The 17,701-nt window shown below is 66.2% G+C and carries 14 protein-coding genes; 3 read left to right on the top strand and 11 right to left on the bottom strand.

All coding sequences use genetic code 11. The features are described 5' to 3' along the window. Positions 1 to 92 precede the first annotated feature (92 nt). The 7 genes from RN01_RS05115 to RN01_RS05085 all read right to left on the bottom strand — a co-directional run bounded on the left by RN01_RS05115 (position 93) and on the right by RN01_RS05085 (position 8,004). Positions 93 to 878, bottom strand: coding sequence for a heme ABC transporter ATP-binding protein (locus RN01_RS05115; RefSeq protein ID WP_017511982.1), 786 nt, complete (start codon positions 876 to 878; stop codon positions 93 to 95). A gap of 28 nt (positions 879 to 906) precedes the next feature. Beyond that, positions 907 to 1,875, bottom strand: coding sequence for an iron ABC transporter permease (locus tag RN01_RS05110; RefSeq protein ID WP_017511983.1), 969 nt, complete (start codon positions 1,873 to 1,875; stop codon positions 907 to 909). 29 nt (positions 1,876 to 1,904) lie between these two features. Continuing rightward, positions 1,905 to 2,756, bottom strand: a complete 852-nt coding sequence (locus tag RN01_RS05105; protein WP_017511984.1) for a hemin ABC transporter substrate-binding protein — start codon at positions 2,754 to 2,756, stop codon at positions 1,905 to 1,907. An 18-nt stretch (positions 2,757 to 2,774) separates the two neighbouring features. Next, positions 2,775 to 3,815, bottom strand: coding sequence for a hemin-degrading factor (locus RN01_RS05100; protein WP_017511985.1), 1,041 nt, complete (start codon positions 3,813 to 3,815; stop codon positions 2,775 to 2,777). Positions 3,816 to 3,832: 17 nt separating this feature from the next. Further along, positions 3,833 to 5,176 carry an HmuY family protein gene (locus RN01_RS05095; RefSeq protein ID WP_020379898.1) on the bottom strand — a complete coding sequence of 448 codons (1,344 nt, stop codon included), beginning with the start codon at positions 5,174 to 5,176 and terminating at the stop codon, positions 3,833 to 3,835. Positions 5,177 to 5,212: 36 nt separating this feature from the next. Further along, positions 5,213 to 7,093 carry a TonB-dependent siderophore receptor gene (locus RN01_RS05090; RefSeq protein ID WP_223277376.1) on the bottom strand — a complete coding sequence of 627 codons (1,881 nt, stop codon included), beginning with the start codon at positions 7,091 to 7,093 and terminating at the stop codon, positions 5,213 to 5,215. Between the two features lie 473 nt (positions 7,094 to 7,566). After that, positions 7,567 to 8,004, bottom strand: coding sequence for an aminoacyl-tRNA deacylase (locus RN01_RS05085; RefSeq protein ID WP_017511987.1), 438 nt, complete (start codon positions 8,002 to 8,004; stop codon positions 7,567 to 7,569). A 274-nt stretch (positions 8,005 to 8,278) separates the two neighbouring features. On the opposite strand from RN01_RS05085, the gene katG reads away from it, so the two are divergent. Further along, positions 8,279 to 10,459, top strand: a complete 2,181-nt coding sequence (gene katG, locus RN01_RS05080; RefSeq protein WP_024569994.1) for a catalase/peroxidase HPI — start codon at positions 8,279 to 8,281, stop codon at positions 10,457 to 10,459. Between the two features lie 115 nt (positions 10,460 to 10,574). Here the strand turns inward: katG and RN01_RS05075 are convergent, their stop codons facing one another. After that, positions 10,575 to 11,543 (bottom strand): tripartite tricarboxylate transporter substrate binding protein, encoded by a 969-nt coding sequence (locus RN01_RS05075; protein WP_024569995.1) that lies wholly within the window; start codon positions 11,541 to 11,543, stop codon positions 10,575 to 10,577. Positions 11,544 to 11,660: 117 nt separating this feature from the next. Beyond that, the gene (locus tag RN01_RS05070; protein WP_017514086.1) at positions 11,661 to 12,572 is read right to left on the bottom strand and encodes a LysR family transcriptional regulator; all 912 of its coding nucleotides are present in this window, start codon (positions 12,570 to 12,572) and stop codon (positions 11,661 to 11,663) included. 174 nt (positions 12,573 to 12,746) lie between these two features. Between RN01_RS05070 and RN01_RS05065 the strand changes: the two genes are divergently transcribed. Both RN01_RS05065 and RN01_RS05060 read left to right on the top strand, forming a co-directional pair. Beyond that, the gene (locus tag RN01_RS05065) at positions 12,747 to 14,102 is read left to right on the top strand and encodes an MmgE/PrpD family protein (protein WP_024569996.1); all 1,356 of its coding nucleotides are present in this window, start codon (positions 12,747 to 12,749) and stop codon (positions 14,100 to 14,102) included. 36 nt (positions 14,103 to 14,138) lie between these two features. Continuing rightward, positions 14,139 to 16,286 (top strand): acetate--CoA ligase family protein, encoded by a 2,148-nt coding sequence (locus RN01_RS05060; RefSeq protein ID WP_017514085.1) that lies wholly within the window; start codon positions 14,139 to 14,141, stop codon positions 16,284 to 16,286. 43 nt (positions 16,287 to 16,329) lie between these two features. Here the strand turns inward: RN01_RS05060 and RN01_RS05055 are convergent, their stop codons facing one another. Next, complete coding sequence (locus tag RN01_RS05055) at positions 16,330 to 17,496, bottom strand: MFS transporter (RefSeq protein WP_024569997.1); 1,167 nt, start codon at positions 17,494 to 17,496, stop codon at positions 16,330 to 16,332. Beyond that, positions 17,493 to 17,687 carry a hypothetical protein gene (locus RN01_RS05050; RefSeq protein WP_017511466.1) on the bottom strand — a complete coding sequence of 65 codons (195 nt, stop codon included), beginning with the start codon at positions 17,685 to 17,687 and terminating at the stop codon, positions 17,493 to 17,495. The genes RN01_RS05055 and RN01_RS05050 overlap by 4 nt, the downstream gene beginning before the upstream one ends. Positions 17,688 to 17,701: the final 14 nt, after the last annotated feature.

Genomic DNA, 17,701 nt, shown 5'->3' with positions numbered 1-17,701 from the left:
AATCAGCCGAATCAGCCGAATCAGCCGAATCAGCCGAATCAGCCGAATCAGCCGAATCAGCCGAATCAGCCGAATCAGCCGAATCAGCCGAATCAGCCAAACACCACCATCGGCACGCCTCGGTGAACTGGCGATTCCATGACGGTGGCTGGAATGCCGTACACCGTGGCGAGGTTCGGCGGGGTCAGCACGTCGGCGGGGGTGCCGCTGGCCACGGTACGGCCATCGGCCAGCAGCACGAGCCTGTCGCACCAGCGGGCGGCGAGGTTGACGTCGTGGAGCACGACCAGCACCGCCAGGGCGTCGGTACGGCACAGGTTGCGCGCCGTGCCGAGCAGCTGCAACTGGTGCCGGGGGTCGAGGCTCGAAATCGGTTCATCGAGCAGTAGCGCGCGGTAGCTGTCGGCCGTGCGGCAGGCCAGCACCTGCACCAGCGCGCGGGCGAACTGCACGCGCTGCTGTTCGCCGCCGGACAGGCTCTGGTACGAACGCGTGGCCAGATGCGCGACATCGGCCAGCGCCAGGACGCGGTCCAGCAGGGTTTCGAGCGCGTGCTTGCCCATCTCTGGAAACGGATAGCCGCCCATCGCCACCACCTCGGTCACACCCAGGTCGAAGCCCAGACCGGGCGATTGCGGTAGCACCGCACGGCTGCGGGCCAGTTCGTCCACGGGCCAGTCCGTCAATGCCCGGTTGCCGAGCGACACCGCCGCGTCGTCGCCGGGCAGTTCACCTGCCAGCGTGCCGAGCAGCGTGCTCTTGCCGGCGCCGTTGGCACCGAGCACGCCGACCATCTCGCCGGCCGGCAGGGTCAGGTCGATACCGGACAGGATCTGCCGCCGACCGCGGCTGCATGAAAGATTGCGGGCAATCAGCATGTCAGGTTCGTGAGGTTCATTAAGCTCGTCAGGTTCTTTTGCGTGTCAGCATCCAGAGCAGGAAGGGCCCGCCCACCAGGCTCGTGACGATGCCGATCGGCAGTTCCGCCGGAACCACCACCGTGCGTGCCATCCAGTCGCCCAGCGTCAAGGCGATGGCGCCGCCCGCCAGTGTGTTCGGCAGCAGCCAGCGATGATCGGCGCCTAGTGCCAGACGGATCAGATGCGGCACGACCAGTCCCACGAACGAAATCGTCCCCGTGACGGCCACGATCGGCCCTACCAGCAGCGCGGTAAGCACGATCAGCCGGCGACGGAGCCGCTTCAGGTCGAAGCCGATGTGCTGGGCCTCTCGTTCACCGAGCAGCAGCGCGTTCATCGCGCGCCAGTCACGCATGAGCAGCGCGCACAGCGCGGCCACCAGCGGCACCAGCCACGCCAGGATCGACCACGTAGCGCCGGCAAGGCTGCCCATGTTCCAGAACGTCAGGTTGCGCAGTTGCACGTCGCTGGCCTGATAGGTGAAGAACCCAACGACGGCCGCGCAGATCGCATTGATGGCCACGCCGGCGAGCAGCAGGTTGGCCGCGCCCGGGCGCCGTGTGCCAAGCACGTAGGCGAAGGCGGTGGCAATCAGGCTGCCTGCGAATGCGGCGGGCGCGACGCTGCCGAGCCCTTCGGCGCCCAGCACGATCGCGGCCACGGCACCCGCGGCACCGCCCAGCGAGATCCCGATCAGTCCTGGCTCGGCCAGCGGATTGCGGAAGAGCGCCTGCATCACCGCGCCGGACAGCGCCAGCGCCGCGCCGGCGGTGATGGCCAGCACGATGCGCGGCAGCCGCACCTCGATCAGCACATTGCGCCAGATGGCATCGTCTCCTTCGGCGGCAGGTGACCAGAGCAGGGGCAGGAGCTTGCCGTGCGGAATCGACAATGCCCCGCTGGCGGCTGCCCAGAGCGCGGTGATCACGAGCATGACGCACAGGGCGGCCAACATGCCCGGCCTTCGGCCACATTGGCCACGCATCATCGTGCTGCCACCTGCCGGCTGGCAAGGCCGTTGCGCAGTTGGCGTAGCGCCTCGGGAAGGCGCGGACCGAGGCTGAGCATCAGCAGATCGTCCATCACGACGATGCGCTTGTCGCGGGCCGCGGGTGTGGCGCTCAGGCCGGGCTGCGCCAGGAACGCGTCGACGCTGCCGACAGCGTCGATCGACATTGATGTCGTGACGATCACGTCCGGCCTGAGCGCCGCCGCCGCTTCTGCCGAGAACGGCTTGAAGCCACGCTGGCCGGCCAGCACGTTGGTCGCGCCCAGGAGCTTGAGCATGGCGTCGCCGGCGGTGTTTTCGCCCACGGCCTGCATCCGGCCGGTGTGGCTGCTGACCATCAGCACCCGCAGCCCTTCCGCAGATGGCTGGATGTCACGGAGTTCGGTGTGCAGTTTGTCGACCAGCGCCTGACCTTGCTTCGGTACATCGAGCGCCGCCGCCACGCCGAGGATGCGCTGGTCCAGCGCGGCCAGCGTCGGCTCGGACGGCACGACCACTACCTTGCTGCCCAGCTTGCGCAATTGCTCCAGCGCCTGTGGCGGACCGGCATGGTCCAGCGCCAGCACCAGGTCCGGCTTCAGGCTGACCACGCCTTCCACGGAGAACGCGCGATAGTAGCCAACCTTCGGCAACTTCAGCGCGGCGGGTGGATAGATGCTCGAGGAATCGACGCCGACCATACTCTTGCCGGCATCGAGCGCGTAGACGATCTCGGTGGCCGGGCCGCCGAGCCCGACCACGCGGGCTGGCGGCGCGGCATGGGCAATGCCGGCCGCGCAAAGCAGCGGCATCAGCGCAGTAATGAGTGCGGACTGCAGGATTTTCATGCCAAGCCTCCTGGGCAATCAGGCCGCGAGTGCCTGCGGGCACAGCGACGCGAGCAGATGGCGCCATTCCGGCAGTTCGGGCTGCCCGGGTTTGCGCTCGCCGAAGAACTGGACGATCATCCCGCCGTCCTCACCGTACAGTTCGAGCGACGTCACCCAGCCGTCCACCGTGGGTTTGTTGACCACCCAGCTTGACGCCACCGCCTCGGTGTTCAGGTGCAGGTTGAAGGTCTCATCGAGCACGTTGAACCACGGCCCCGTCCGCAGCAGCTTCTTCACGGCGCCGGTGTGGATCTGCACGATGCCGCGATTGGCGACGAAGCACATGATCGACAGGCCGGTGGCGGCGGAGTGTTCCAGCACGGTCTCCACGGCGCGCTTGTCCACCCGTTGCGCCAGATCCGGGCCGACCGCGCGCAGCGCGCCCAGCCGCGATACCTTGAACTGGCGAAGCATCGCAAAGAAGTCGTGCGTGTCCTTGAGCGCGCGCCAGTGCGCGCGCAGGGCTCCGTCGTCGGCGGGAGCGTCCGCCTCGTCGATCCGTTCAAAGCCCTCGACCCGCACCGGCGCGATCTCCTGCGCGGCGTGGCGGTCGATGTAGGCCGACCACGCGGTGGCATCCGTCTGATCGGTCCGGTAGATCTTGTGTACCGCCTCGCCCGCCTTGTCGAAGAACTGGATGCTGTCGCGGCCGTTTTCGGTTACGGCGTAGAAGTGCTTCCAGCCGCCGAAGAACATGCGCAGGTCGATGTCCGGCCCCAGCACGATGCCGACCGGGCCATTCGCCTCGATGCTCTGATACTGGCCGTGACGCTCGTGCACGGCGTGGTCGTTGCGCGAGAGCGCCATGACCGACCCCAGCGTGCCGAGATCGCGGAACAACGCCTGTGCGGTTCCGCCCAGTTGACGTGATGCGACGCCGCAGCCCGCCGCCACCAGTTCTGCCTCGGTCACGCCGAGGCGCTGCGCGCGTTCGCGGATCCGCAGCTTAGGATGTTCTTCGACCAGGGCGCCGTGGCGTTGGCGCAGGCTGTCGATGCTTTGCTGTTCCATGTTCATGTATTCGGAGGGGCTGATCAGGGCTGGACGTCGAAATTGATCGTCCAGGTCTGGGTGCTGCTGTTCACGTTCGGGTCCGCGTAGGCGATCTTGGTCAGGTGGAAGCGCGCGTACGTGGTGCCCTCGCCACCACGGATCAGGCCGCCGGCATCGCTGTTGGCGCTGATCAGGTGGGCGACGGCAGGCAGGCCGTTGGCGGCGGCAGCAGCAGCGGTGGGGTAGTACGTGTACCAGCCGAAGCTCATCGGATTCGGATAGCTGCCGGTATAGGCGGGGTTCAGCACCGATGCGGTGGCGTCCTTCTTCCACGCGGTGGCCGAGGCCGGCAGCGCGAGGTCGGCAGCCGTCAGATCGGCCAGGGTGCTGGCGGCGTTGCCGGTGTTCGTGAACATCGACGCCACCGGCTTGTTCGACGTGTCATAGAAACCGGCCGGCGTCTTGGCCAGGAAGCCCGCCACGGTGCCGGTGCCCGACTCTCCGCCATTGAGCTTGACGCTGTAGCGGTTGAAGGCGATATGCCATGTGCCGCTGGCGGTGCTGACCGCGTTCGCCGCGAGGTCGTAGTAGACCCAGTCATTGCCCGACGCATTGATCGTGGCTGTCCGCACGTTGCCGGGGGCGCTGCGGTCGATGTAGCGGATCGACGGATAGCCCGAGGTCGTGCCACCGGCGCCGCCGTAGTAGCCCGTGACCTGCAGCGCGAACACCGGCGACGCTACCGTGCCAGTGGTATCGGCCGACGCGCTGTTGGTCGTGATCAGGAACGTGCGGAAGGTGGGGTAGAGCGAGTGGTCGGTTGCCGCGCCGGTCACGCCGTACTCGAACACCGCGGAGGCGATGTCGTTGGTGCCGGAGAACACGCCGCTGGCGGAGTCCTTCAGGAAGACGGTGGCAGGCAGCGCGCCGCTTACGGGGTCAGTGGTGGCGTTCTTCCATGCGGACAACGCGGTCCAGGTATGGTCGAACGGGCCACCGAACGCGCCACCGTTGCCGGTGCCGCTGGTGCCGCTGTTGGTCCAGAGCGAGGCGCTCATGCCGTTCGTGCTGCTCTTGACCTTCAGGTCCCATGCGGTGCCCGTGCAGTCGACCTGTGCCTTGGCGTTGAAGTCGTAGCAGACCGAGGCGTTGGCGGCCGGCAGCTTGAACGTCCATTCCGCGGTTTGGGTGAAGGCCGATGTGGTGGCCGGCGGCGTGGTCGTGCCTCCAGTGCCTCCGGTGCCTCCTGTCGATCCACCCGTGGAGCCACCGGTGGAGGTGCTGCTGTCATCGCCACCGCCGCCGCAGGCGGCCAGGGCCATCGTCAGCGCGGCAGCGCCAAGCAGGCGCAGCGTGGTGTGATGCGATGTGAGTCTGGCTTTCATTGTTGATTTCCCCGTTTGTCTCTGGTTTGTTTCTGATTAGCGGGCGACGTCCACGTTGAAGCGTGCGCCCAGATAGATGAAGCGGCCCGCCACCGGCCCGAAGTCACTGGCATTTGCGAAATCGCGTTGGCGGTTGAACAGGTTGTTCACGCCCACGAAAGCGGTCACGTTGCGGCCGAGCTTCTGGTTCAGCACCAGATCCAGCGTGCCCCAGCCGGGCGAGCGCGCGCCGGTGGCCGAGTCGGTCAGCTCGCTGCTCTGGAAGCGCGCCCGCGCGGATAGCTCGGTGGCGGGCAGCACGCGCCAGTCCGCGCCGACGCGGCCCATATGGCGCGGCCGGCGGGTCAGTTCGCTGCCTGTGTTCAGATCCTCGGTCGACGTGTAGGTGTAGGCGGCTGTCAGGTTCAACTGGTTGGTCGCACGCCAGCGCAGCGCCGTCTCGGCGCCCTGGGTGCGGGCGCGCGCCACGTTGCGGTAGGTGTAGACCGCGATGCCGTTGACCATCGTGAAGTTGGTCATGTCGGTCTGGATTAGGTCCGTCACGTGGTTGTAGAACAGGTTGGCATCGAGCGTGACGCGGTCTCGCCACGTGAGTTGTCCACCGAGCTGGAAGCTGTTCGACGATTCCGGCTTGAGGTTCGGGTTGCCCAGGACGATGTAGCCAAGCGAGCTGTGATCGAACAGGTAGTGCCGCTCCTTCAGGTTCGGCACGCGGTAGCCCTGCCCGTAGTTGGCGCGCAGCACGCCCTTCCAGGTGTCGTTGGACAGCAGGTTCGCGCGTACGCCCACCTTGGGCGCGAAGTGCGCGCCGAAGTCCGAGTCATGCTGGCCGCGCAGGCCGACAACCATTTCCCACGTCTCGTTGAAAAGGATGTCGTTCTGCAGGTAGAGCTCGCCGGCCTGCCGTTCGGCGCTGCCCTTGCCGGCCAGTTCGGACGTGCCGTTGACGTTCTGGTCGAGCGTTTCGCGGTGGAAGTCACCGCCGAACTGCCAGAGCTGTCGATACCAGGCTGGCATGTCGAACTGCGCGGAGACATGGTCGGTCTGCTGCGCGGCATTGCGCGTCGCGGTCTGGAAGCCGTTCGAGTATTCGCGCGAGGTGCTGTCGTAGGTCTCGTGCACCCCGGCCAGGCGGGCGCGCACGCCATTGTCGAAGCGCCATTGGCCGCCATATGTGTAGCGGTTGCGATCGATGTCCTCGGTCTTGCGCTGCGGGACGTAGTTGGGCGGCGCATAGTACTGGTAGCGTTGTTCGTCGGTCTCGCGATAGGCGCTGGCATCGAACCAGAAGCTGCCGGCGGTGCTGGGCAGCCATTCGAGGCGACCCGCATACTGCTCGCGGCGAATCTTGTCGCCGTGCCGTGTCCAGCCGTCGGGTTCCACGGCATAGCCCTTGTTGTCGAGCGCGTCGGCGGTGACACGTGCGCGGAACTGTTCGTTGCCGCCTTCGAGCCGGATGTTGCCATGCAGGGAACCGGGCGAGCCGTCGGCGTTCTGGCTGCCATAGGTGCCTGCATCGGCGGTCGCGGCAGCCGAGAATCCGCGCGATATGGGCCGCGTGATGACATTGATCACCCCGCCCATGGCCGAGCTGCCGTACTGCGCGGAACTGGCGCCCTTGACCACCTCGACGTGGTCGACTTCGGTCAGCAGGTACTGGGAGACGTCAACGGTCGACCCGGTGCTGGCGGTGATCGGCAGGCCGTCGATCAGGATCAATACCTGGTCGCTGGTCATCCCTTGCAGGGTCACCTCATAGCCGGACTTGCCGTGGATCTCGCGCAGCTGCAGGCCAGGCACGTTCTCCAGCGCGTCCTTCAACGTGCGGGCGTGCGTGCGTTCGATCTCCTGACGGTCGACGACCTCCGTGCGGATCGGCGTTTCATCGAGTGTTTTCTCGGAACGGGTGCCTGTCACGACGACTGTAGGCAGTGGGTCCGCTGTGCCAACCGTTTGCGCCCGGAGGTGGGGCGTGGACGAGAGCAGGGTGCCGGCGACGACGGCGAGGCATTTCAAACGCATATCGGAGGGGGCGGCTCACTGCCAGATCAAATGCAAACAGAAGTACGAATGATAACGATTCGTATTTAAATTGTAAATTTACTTACATGTTGTGTCAGGTAGACACAGACGCAGCAAAAAGTGACTGATGCGTATCGTATAACTCGCGGTCAGACGATTTGGGGAGAGATACGGATGCGTGAAGGTCGCATCGCGAAGGCTGGGAATGCGCCGGCAGGCACACCAGCTTCAGGGGGCTTGCGGCGCCCGGTCCTCAGGCGCGTGGGGTTTCGCGGGCAGGCGCGCAAAGGGTTTCCACCCCGTGGCACCGGCAATTCATGCCGATGCCACGGGGACTGCAGGCAGTGCGTCCCTGCTTTGGGCCTGCCTTACATATCCCGGTGCGAGAAGTGCCCGCGTTGCGCGTCAGCCATGAGATCGACAAACTGATCGGTACTCATGTGCACCAATGCCCGGTGGTCGCCCGCTTCGAAGTAGACATCCGGATGCGAGAGCAGGCTGTCGTCCAGCCAGGTCTGCGTGCCATAGGCCATCGCGACAGGCGGAATCGCGCCACGGCTGCAGTCCCTGAACACCTCGCGCACGCCGCAATCGCGGGCAAGCGACAGTTGGCGGCCGGTCTGCGCGCGGATCTCCGACAGTTTCAGGTGGTGCGTCGAGGGAATCACTGCCGCGACGTAGCCGCGCTGATCCTCCAGAAGGACCGTCTTGGCCAGCCGATCCCCGGCGCTACAGGGGCGATCCACGGTGTCGAACCGGCTCTGCCGGTTGTGAAGGCACCTAGCCAGCGTGCTAGCCATGGCCATGATTGCATCCTCCGACGCGCCTATCGCGACTGTTGTTCTGGTACCCCTCACTATAGAAGTCCCACCGCCAGGCAGGGGCATCCGCACGCCGCCGGCGCGCCAGGATTGCTTTAATTCCTTCGGTAGGCTGGCATCGCGTTCTAGGATGGTAGGGCAGCTGTGATGTCCGATACAGCCCAGTATCCGAGGGCGGTCCTTCAGGGCGCTCCGGATGCGGGCGAGTGGCTGAGGCATGGTGTTACGTTGAGTACGGTCGAGATCAAAGGAGACTCGCATGACAACTGAAGCAAAGTGCCCTTTTCTACATCCCGCCGGCGCTGGCCGGGCGCTCCAGGAATGGTGGCCCGAGCGCCTGAATCTGCATATCCTGCGCCAGAACGCTCCGTTGTCCGATCCGATGGGAGAGGCTTTCGATTATGCGAAGGCGTTCAACAGTCTCGACCTCGCGGCGGTCAAGAGGGATCTGGAAGCGCTGATGACCGATTCGCAGTCCTGGTGGCCGGCGGATTTCGGGCACTACGGCCCGTTGTTCGTCCGGATGGCCTGGCACGCGGCAGGTACCTACCGCATCGGCGATGGGCGTGGCGGTGCCGGCGCTGGCCAGCAGCGTTTCGCGCCCACCAACAGCTGGCCGGACAACGTCAGTCTGGACAAGGCACGCAGGCTTATCTGGCCGATCAAGCAGAAGTACGGCCGCAAGATCTCGTGGGCCGACCTGATCGTTCTGACGGGCAATGTTGCCCTGGAGTCGATGGGGTTCAAGACCTTCGGATTCGGCGGCGGACGCGAGGATGTCTATGAGCCGGACGAGTCCGTCTACTGGGGCAATGAAGCCGAGTGGCTGGCGGACAAGCGTTACAGCGGTAACCGGAACCTCGAGAATCCGCTGGCTGCGGTGCAGATGGGCCTGATCTATGTAAATCCGGAAGGCCCCAACGGCAACCCGGACCCGGCTGCCGCCGCCATCGACATCCGCGAGACGTTCCGCCGCATGGCCATGAACGACGAAGAAACCGTGGCGCTGATCGCGGGCGGTCATGCCTTCGGCAAGACGCATGGCGCCGGCCCCGCATCGCACGTGGGGCCCGAGCCTGAAGCCGCGGGCCTGGAGGAACAGGGCCTTGGCTGGCGCAGCAGCTTTGGCACCGGCAAGGGCGGTGATGCCATTGGCAGCGGCCTGGAGGTCATCTGGACCACTACGCCGACGAAGTGGAGCAACGACTTCTTCAAGCACCTGTTCGAGTACGAATGGGAACTGACGAAGAGCCCCGCGGGCGCGCATCAATGGAAGCCCAAGGGCGATGCCGGCGCCGGCACCGTGCCCGACCCTGCCGACCCGTCGAAGCGCCGTTCGCCCTCAATGCTGACGACCGATCTGTCGCTGCGCTTCGATCCGATCTACGGCAAGATTTCGCGCCGGTATTACGATCACCCCGATGAACTGGCCGACGCATTCGCACGGGCGTGGTTCAAGCTGACCCATCGCGACATGGGGCCGCGCGCGCGCTACCTTGGCCCGGAAGTTCCAAAGGAGGAGCTCCTGTGGCAAGACCCCATCCCGCCGGTTGATCATCCGCTGATCGACGCGAAGGATGTCGCCGCGCTCAAGGCCAAGGTGCAGGCGTCTGGGCTGACCGTGCCGCAACTGGTTTCGACGGCGTGGGCGTCGGCCTCGACGTTCCGTGGCTCGGACAAGCGCGGTGGCGCCAACGGCGCGCGCATCCGCCTGGCCCCGCAGAAGGACTGGGACGTCAATCAGCCTGCCGAACTGGCGAAGGTGCTGGCCAAGCTGGAGAGCATCCAGAGCGAGTTCAACAAGGCGCAGAGCGGTGGCAAGAAGGTCTCGATGGCTGACCTGATCGTGCTGGCCGGATGCGCGGGCGTCGAGCAGGCGGCAAAGAGCGCCGGGCAGGATGTGACGGTGCCGTTCTCGCCAGGACGCATGGACACCACGCAGGAGAAAACGGACCTGGATGCGATGGTGGTGCTGGAACCCATCGCAGATGGTTTCCGCAACTACCTGCAGGGCAAGTTCTCGGTCCGGGCCGAGGCTTTGCTGGTGGACAAGGCGCAACTGCTGAAGCTGACCGTGCCGGAGATGACGGCGCTTGTCGGTGGACTGCGGGTGCTGGGCGCCAATTTCGGCAACTCGCAGCACGGCGTCTTCACGAAACGCCCCGGCACGCTGACCAACGACTTCTTCGTGAACCTGCTCGACATGGGCACGGAGTGGAAGCCCGTGTCGGAGGAAAGAGAGGTGTTCGAGGGCAGCGACCGGGCGACGGGCACGCCAAGATGGACTGGCACGCGCGTCGATCTGGTCTTCGGCTCGAACTCCGAGCTGCGGGCGGTTGCCGAGGTCTATGGTGCGGCGGACGCGCAGGAGAAGTTCGTGCAGGACTTCGTGGCGGCGTGGAGCAAGGTGATGAACCTGGACCGCTTCGATCTCAAGTGACAGTCGCCGTTGGGTAGCCGCAGCAGGCTAGCCGCAAGGTTGCGGAAGCAGCAGGGCCGGTCGATGAGACCGGCCCTTTTTCTTGCAGGAAGGGTGCCGCGCCCGGATGGTCGACTCAGTCGATGCGGGCGCCAGAACTGATGACCACCGGCTTCCACGTCAGGTACTCGGCCGCCACGAACTTGCCGAACGCATCGGCCGTCATGTTCATCGACTCTGCGCCCTGCTGCGCGAACTTGCCACGCGTCTCGGGTTGGCTCAGCGCATCGGTCACGATCTTGTTCAACTTGGCGACGATTTCCGGCGGCGTGCCCTTGGGCGCGAACAGCCCGAACCATGCGCCTGTGACAAGGTTTGGCACGCCGGCTTCCGCCATGGTGGGCACATCGGGCAGTGCCGACGAACGCTTGCGTGACGTGACGGCGATGGCGCGAAGCTGACCGCCGCGGATATGGGAAATCACCGACGGAATCGTCGCGAACATGAACTGCACACGTCCGGCCAACAGGTCATTCAGTGCATCGGCGCCCTTGTATGGCACGTGTGTGGTTTTCGCGCCGGTACGCTCGTTGAACAGCACGCCCGACAGATGCGCTGCGGTGCCCACGCCGGTGGAGCCGAAGTTGAGGCCGTTCGGATGCGCCTTCGCATAGGCGACGAGATCCTGCACGGACTTCACCGGCAGGCCGGGGTACACCACCAGCACGTTCGGCACATCGGCGATCGGGGCCACCGCTTGCAGGTCGGTTTGCGGATTGACCTTGAGCTTGCGATACAGCGTCGGGTTGATGGCCACAGGGCCCACCGACGTGGCCAGCAGCGTGTAGCCGTCCGCGTCGCTGCGGCCGACGAAGTCCGTGCCGATGTTGCCGCCCGCGCCGGGGCGGTTCTCCACTACCACGCTCTGTCCAAGCGCCTTGCTCATCTGTTGCGCGACTTCACGCGCGAGGATGTCTGTGGTGCCGCCGGCGGTGAACGCCACGACGACGCGGATCGGCTTGGAGGGATACGGCTGCTGGGCGTGGCCGGTCGCGGCGCAGGCGAGCATCAGCCCGACGGCGGCGTGCCGCAGGAAATTCTTCATTGCTGTCTCCGATGAATCTTGTAATCAGCGCCCCCCCCCTTCAAGGCAGGGTGGGTGGCTGTTTTTCATCTTAGAGAGCTGACGTACCCGAGCTTTGACGATATGGAAACGCAGACTTCATCGCGGCTTCAGGAAATGCTGCTCCATCGCCTCGCAGCGGCTCAGGTATTCAAGCAGCCGGGCCACGCCGGACGGCAGGCTTTCCTTGTCGCGCACGCAGACGTAGAACTCGCGCTCGGCCCATGCATCGCGCAGTGTCAGCAGCGACAGCCCCATCATCTGCAGGTAGTTCCTGGCGATGCCCTCTGGCACCACGGCAAGGCCCAGGCCTTCGCGCACCATGCGGCAGCGGGCCTCGAAGTTCGAGACCTGTGTCTTCACGGTCAGCGGCCGCGAGATCGTGCCCGACACCAGGGTGAGGAAGGCGTCGAACGTATGGCGCGGAAAGTAGCCAAGGAAGTCGTAGTCCAGTGCTTCCTCGAGCCGTAGCGACCCTTTCGCCTCCAGCGGGTGGCCGCGCGGTACGACCAGTCCGACACGGTCCTTGCGGTAGGGCAGGGAGTAAACACCCGGGCTCGGGCTGCGCGCGTGATAGATGCCGATGTCGGCATCGCCGTTGGCAATCATGCGCGGAATGTCGAAGCTGAACGCCTCGATCAGGTCGATGCGGGCATCGGGGTCGTGCTTGAGAAAGCCGCTGATATCGGTCGGCAGGAATTGCAGGATCGTCGACCGGTTCGATGCCAGGCGAATCTTGGCGATGCCGTCCATCGAGTAGGAGGCCAGCGCGTCCTGCGCCAGTTGCACGCTGCGCACGATGGCCTTGGCACGCTGATACAGCATGGCGCCCGCCGGTGTCGGCTCCACGCCGCGTCCATGGCGGCGCAGCAGCGCCGTGCCCGCGCGGCGTTCCAGTTCGGCAATCCGCTTGCTGGCCGCGGAGGTGACGAGGTTCTCGCGCTCGGCCGCGCGCGAAAGACTCTTCTCCTCGATAGCGGCGATCAGGATGGCAAGCGAGGCGATGTCCATGGGTGTGCGTGCTCGATTTGGAAAAGCTGGCGCGATGGTAGTGCCAGCCGGAGTATGCACCAGCCGCTTGCGCGTCGCATACACGTTCCGGCGCGGGAGCTTTCTCGATTCGTCAAAGCTGGGGCGGCTGCCGTTCGTACCATGGGAGGCATTCCTGCTCAGGAGACACATGGAATGCTGATCGACGATTTTGCCGAGTACGTCGGCGACCAGGCCCGCGCGACGCTGGCGGACGACGTCATGCACCACGCGCGACGCGCTGTAATCGACTGGTTTGCCGCCCTGATGGCCGGCGTGCCGATGGCGCCCGGCCGCCAGCTTGTTGCGGCGCACCAGACCGAGACCGGCGTCGGGCGCAGCACGCTGGTCGGGCACGCCACCACGGCGTTTCCGGGGTTGGCGGCGTGGATCAACGGCAGCGCCTCGCACGCGGCCGAGTTCGACGACATCTTCCGCGATGCCATTTATCACCCGGGGTGTCCGACGATTGCCGCCGCGCTTGCGCTGGCGGAGCATCGGGACGCGAGCGGCACCGACTTCCTGCGTGCCGTGATTGCCGGCTACGAGGTCAGCACACGCATCGGGGCGGCCATCCAGCCGGCGCACTATCGCTACTTCCACACGACCGGCACCGTGGGCTGCATTGGCGCTGCGGCCGCGGGCAGCGTCCTGACGGCGCCCGGCAATGCACGCGCCGCCGCCGATGCCATGGCCACGGCCACGACATTCGCCTCTGGCCTGCAGCAGGCATTCCGGTCCGACGCGATGACCAAGGCGTTGCACGCCGGACATGCGGCACAGGTTGGCGTTCAGGCGGCGCAGGGCGCCGCGCATGGCGTGACGGGCGTGCACGACATTCTCGAAGGCGATGCTGGCTTCGGGGCGGCGATGTGCGGTAGCCCGGACTGGCGCGGTGTCACCAACGGCCTGGGCACTGACTTCAACATCACACGCATCACGCAGAAGAACCATGGCTGTTGCGGCCATACGTTTGCATCGATTGATGCCGCCATGCGCATCATGCGTGACAACGCGCTGGCGCCAGCGCGTATCGCGGCGGTCAACGTGCGCACCTATCAGGTGGCACTGGATGTGACGGGCAACTTCGACCCGAAAACGCCGTTCGAAGCCCGCTTCAGCCTGCCCTATGTGGTGGCGCACGGCATTCTGCATGGCGCGGTTCGGCTTGACGCGTTTGAACCGGCCAGGCTGGCTGACGCATCCATCCGCGCATTGATGAGCAAGATCCGGCTGACGGCCGATCCCGAACTGACTGCCGCCTTCCCGAAGCAGCGCGCGGCGCGGGTGGAAATCGAGATGACCGATGACAGCCGTCACGCGCACTTCGCGCCATATCGCCTTGGTGACCCGGAGGCCCCGCTCGACGACGCGACGCTTGGCGACAAGTTCATGGAACTGAGCGCCCCCGCGCTCGGCTCCGTGCACGCCGCCCGTTTGCTCGACGCGCTCTGGCGCCTGGACGACCGGCCCTTGCGCTCGCTGGCCCTGGACAAGCTCCAGGTGGGCTGACCTTTTCCCGACATCCAATCTTCTTCACGAAACACCATGACTAGCGTCGATCACGACACGAAGCGATCCACCGAACGAATCGCGCGCGAACAACTGGCCCGGGCACTGTTCACCCCCGATGCCGTCGCGCTTGTAGGCGCCTCGGCCGACGAAAAGAAGAATACGGCCCGACCGCTGCGTTTCATGCGCAAGCATGGTTTCCAGGGGCGCGTGTTCCCGGTCAACGCCGGGCGTAGCGAGGTGATGGGCCTTCAGGCGTATCCCAGCGTCGCGGCGCTGCCAGCGGCGATCGACCACGCGTTTGTGATGGTGCCGGGCGCGCAGGTGGGCGAGGCACTTGAACAATCCGCCGCGCGTGGCGCGCGCGTGGTGACGGTCTTCTCCGACGGCTTCGCCGAGGTGGGCGAGGCTGGCATGGCCGCCCAGCAGGCGCTGGCGGCGCGTGCACGTGAACTGGGCGTGCGGCTGCTGGGGCCGAACAGCATCGGCGTGGTCGACGTGCACAGCGGCGCCGTGCTTTCCGTCAACGCCGTGTTGGAGATGGACACGCTCCATCGCGGTCCTTTCAGCGTGATCTCCCAAAGCGGCTCCATGCTGGGCGCGCTGTTGTCGCGCGGCGCGGCGCGTGGGCTCGGGTTTGCCAAGCTGGTTTCGGTCGGCAACGAAAGCGACATCGGCGTGGGTGAACTGGTGGACCTGCTCGTCGACGACGCGGCTACCGAAGTCATCCTGCTGTTCCTCGAAACGATTCGCGACGCGGCGGTGCTGGGCCCCGCGCTCCGCCGCGCGCGTGCTGCCGGCAAGCCGGTGCTGGTCTACAAGCTAGGTCGCTCCGAGCAGGGCGAGGCACTTGCGCAATCGCACACGGGGGCACTGGCCGGCAACGATGCGGCGGTCGATGCCTTCCTGCGCAAGCATGGCGCGATGCGCGTGGAATTGCTTGAAACGCTGTTCGAAGCCGCACCGCTGGCGTTGCGCTACGCAAGCCATGTGCCGGCGCTGACCCGTGCGCCGCGCGTGGCCGTGGTGACCACCACGGGCGGTGGCGCCGCTACCGTGGTGGACCGGCTGGGCCTGGCCGACGTGGAAGCGGTGCCACCGCCCGCATCGTTCGTCGCGCATATGGCCGAGCGCGGCGTGAAGATTCGCCAGACACCGATCATCGACCTGACGCTGGCGGCTACAAGTGCCCAGTACCGGGATCTGGTCGAGCAGATGCGGCTGAGTGACTGGTGTGACGCCGTGCTGTGCGTGGTGGGCTCGTCAGCGCAGTTTCATCCGCAGCTTGCGGTCAAGCCGATCGTCGAGGCTGCAGGCGTCGGCAGCAAACCGCTGCTGTCGTTCCTGGCTCCGGAAGCACCGGAGTCCCTGCAATTGCTGCAGGCGGCGGGCGTGCCGGCATTCCGCACGCCGGAGAGCTGTGCCGATGCGCTGGCGTGCCTGTTCCGAGGCGCGCATGTCGGCGAAGACGCGTCTGAATCCTGTCTGCCCGTGCAGTGGCCGGCTGGCTTGCCGACGCTGGGTGATCTCTCGGAGCTTGAGGCCGCGACGGTGTTCGGTGCGCTGGGCGTGCCGATCGCGACGGCGGAACTGGTGACCGAAGGGGCGCTGCAGCACGCCGTGCCGTACCCGGTCGTGGCCAAGATCTGCTCGCGCGACATCCTGCACAAGACCGAGATCGGTGGTGTGCAAGTTGGCGTGCGCGATAACGCGGAACTGGCCGCCGCCGCGGAACGCCTGATGGACAATGCGCGCCGGGGCGCGCCCGCCGCGCGCATCGACGGGATTCTGGTCCAGCGCATGGAAGATCGCTTGCTGGAGTTGATGCTGGGCTTCCGCGACGACCCGCTGGTGGGGCCGATGGTCATGCTCAGCGCCGGCGGTATCACTGCCGAACTTCACCGGGATGTCAGTCTGCGCCCCGCGCCGGTGACGCCGGCAGAGGCCATGCAGATGATCGAGGAGGTCCGCACGACGCGCCTGATTCGTGGCTTCCGTGGGCTGCCCCGGGGCGACGTCGATGCGCTGGCTGACGCGATCGTCCGATTCTCGCGTCTGGCCGCTGTGCAGGGCGTCACGGTTACCGAGGCTGAAATCAACCCGTTGTTCGTGCGCGCCAATGGCGTGGTCGGCGTCGACTGCGTGCTGCGGCTCGCGCCTGCCACGGACACGGCAGGCGCATAGCCCGGACAACTGTAACGCTGTCCATGCTGATGCCAGCGGCGCGTTATGCCTTCACAGGCTGCCCGGCGCGCTTGCTGGCACGGCCGAGCCACACGAGTAGCACGCCCGATGCCGCCAGCAGGCCACCTGCTACCGGTACGACGGCGTAGCCGAGTCCGAGGCTGATGACACCGCCGCCGAGCGCGGCGCCCACCGCGTTGCCGAGATTGAAGGCGCCGACGTTGATCGACGACGCGAGTCCGGGCGCTTCCGCAGCGGCTTCCATCACGCGCATCTGCAGCGGCGGCACCACGGCGAAGGCTGCCGCGCCCCAGACCAGCAGGCCGATTGCCGCGCCGACGTGGCTTTGCAGCGCGAACGGCAGTACCAGCATGATGACGGCGAGTGCGGCAAGGAAGGTCGTCGTCGCGCCGTCCAGCGAGCGGTCGGCAAGCTTGCCGCCAAGGTGATTGCCGATCGTGAAGCCCACGCCGATCAGTACCAGACCCAATGCAACGAAGTTGTCGGATGCGTCAGTCAGCCTGGCGAGCATCGGCGCCACATAGGTGTAGAGCGTGAACATCGCGCCCGCGCCAAGCACTGTCGTCGCCATGGCCAGCAGCACGGTCGGGTGGGTGAGCACGGTCAGTTCGCGTCGCACGTTCGGCCGTGTACCGCGCTCGCCCTTGGGCAGCGCGAGCCAGAGCGCGGCGATCGCAACCAGTCCGAGCGCGGCCGTGCCCGCGAACGCCAGGCGCCAGCCAACCTGCTGACCGATCCACGTGGCGGCCGGCACACCGCCGATATTGGCGATGGTCAGGCCCATGAACATCGTTGCCACGGCGCTGGCCTGCTTCTCCTTCGGCACCACACTTGCGGCCACGACCGAGCCCAGGCCGAAGAATGCGCCGTGGTTGAGGCTGGTCACCAGGCGGGACGCGAGCAGCGTGCCGTATCCCGGTGCCAATGCCGACAGCAGGTTGCCGATGGTGAAGATCGCCATCAGCGCCATCAGCGCGGTGCGCTTGCCGAATCGGCTGAACAGCAGCGTCATCACGGGCGCGCCGACCATCACGCCAATGGCGTAGGCGGTGATCAGCATCCCCGCGGTGGGAATGCTGACGTTGACGCCCTCGGCAATGACCGGGAGCAAGCCCATCGGCGTGAACTCGGTGGTGCCGATGCCGAATGCGCCGATGGCGAGGGCGAGCAGTGCGGTGTTCGATTTCATCGCGGCAGGCCCCTCAGAACGTCGTGGAAGGCGCGCGGTGCAACGCTGCGCGGCCGGTTGTGTTCCAGTTGGGCTACCAGATCTTGGTTGGCGACAAACGGCTCTGCGCGGGCGGGTGTCAGCGGCGCCACGGCGATGCGGCTGGAGAGCGCGCGCTCGCCCATGGCGAAGGGCTTGAACAGTTGGGGCATTTGGCTGCGATCCA

It is taken from the genome of Cupriavidus sp. SHE (assembly GCF_000812445.1).
In the GTDB taxonomy this organism is placed as follows: Bacteria; Pseudomonadota; Gammaproteobacteria; order Burkholderiales; family Burkholderiaceae; genus Cupriavidus; species Cupriavidus metallidurans.
Note: the sequence above shows the minus strand (reverse complement) of the source record. Positions and strands in the feature narration are given on the sequence as shown.

What these genes read in the sequence shown, in the direction of transcription:
- RN01_RS05115 (WP_017511982.1), bottom strand. Translation starts at nt 878, where the DNA reads ATGCTGATTGCCCGCAATCTTTCATGCAGCCGCGGTCGGCGGCAGATC.
- RN01_RS05110 (WP_017511983.1), bottom strand. Translation starts at nt 1,875, where the DNA reads ATGTTGGCCGCCCTGTGCGTCATGCTCGTGATCACCGCGCTCTGGGCA.
- RN01_RS05105 (WP_017511984.1), bottom strand. Translation starts at nt 2,756, where the DNA reads ATGAAAATCCTGCAGTCCGCACTCATTACTGCGCTGATGCCGCTGCTT.
- RN01_RS05100 (WP_017511985.1), bottom strand. Translation starts at nt 3,815, where the DNA reads ATGAACATGGAACAGCAAAGCATCGACAGCCTGCGCCAACGCCACGGC.
- RN01_RS05095 (WP_020379898.1), bottom strand. Translation starts at nt 5,176, where the DNA reads ATGAAAGCCAGACTCACATCGCATCACACCACGCTGCGCCTGCTTGGC.
- RN01_RS05085 (WP_017511987.1), bottom strand. Translation starts at nt 8,004, where the DNA reads ATGGCCATGGCTAGCACGCTGGCTAGGTGCCTTCACAACCGGCAGAGC.
- katG (WP_024569994.1), top strand. Translation starts at nt 8,279, where the DNA reads ATGACAACTGAAGCAAAGTGCCCTTTTCTACATCCCGCCGGCGCTGGC.
- RN01_RS05075 (WP_024569995.1), bottom strand. Translation starts at nt 11,543, where the DNA reads ATGAAGAATTTCCTGCGGCACGCCGCCGTCGGGCTGATGCTCGCCTGC.
- RN01_RS05070 (WP_017514086.1), bottom strand. Translation starts at nt 12,572, where the DNA reads ATGGACATCGCCTCGCTTGCCATCCTGATCGCCGCTATCGAGGAGAAG.
- RN01_RS05065 (WP_024569996.1), top strand. Translation starts at nt 12,747, where the DNA reads ATGCTGATCGACGATTTTGCCGAGTACGTCGGCGACCAGGCCCGCGCG.
- RN01_RS05060 (WP_017514085.1), top strand. Translation starts at nt 14,139, where the DNA reads ATGACTAGCGTCGATCACGACACGAAGCGATCCACCGAACGAATCGCG.
- RN01_RS05055 (WP_024569997.1), bottom strand. Translation starts at nt 17,496, where the DNA reads ATGAAATCGAACACCGCACTGCTCGCCCTCGCCATCGGCGCATTCGGC.
- RN01_RS05050 (WP_017511466.1), bottom strand. Translation starts at nt 17,687, where the DNA reads ATGCCCCAACTGTTCAAGCCCTTCGCCATGGGCGAGCGCGCGCTCTCC.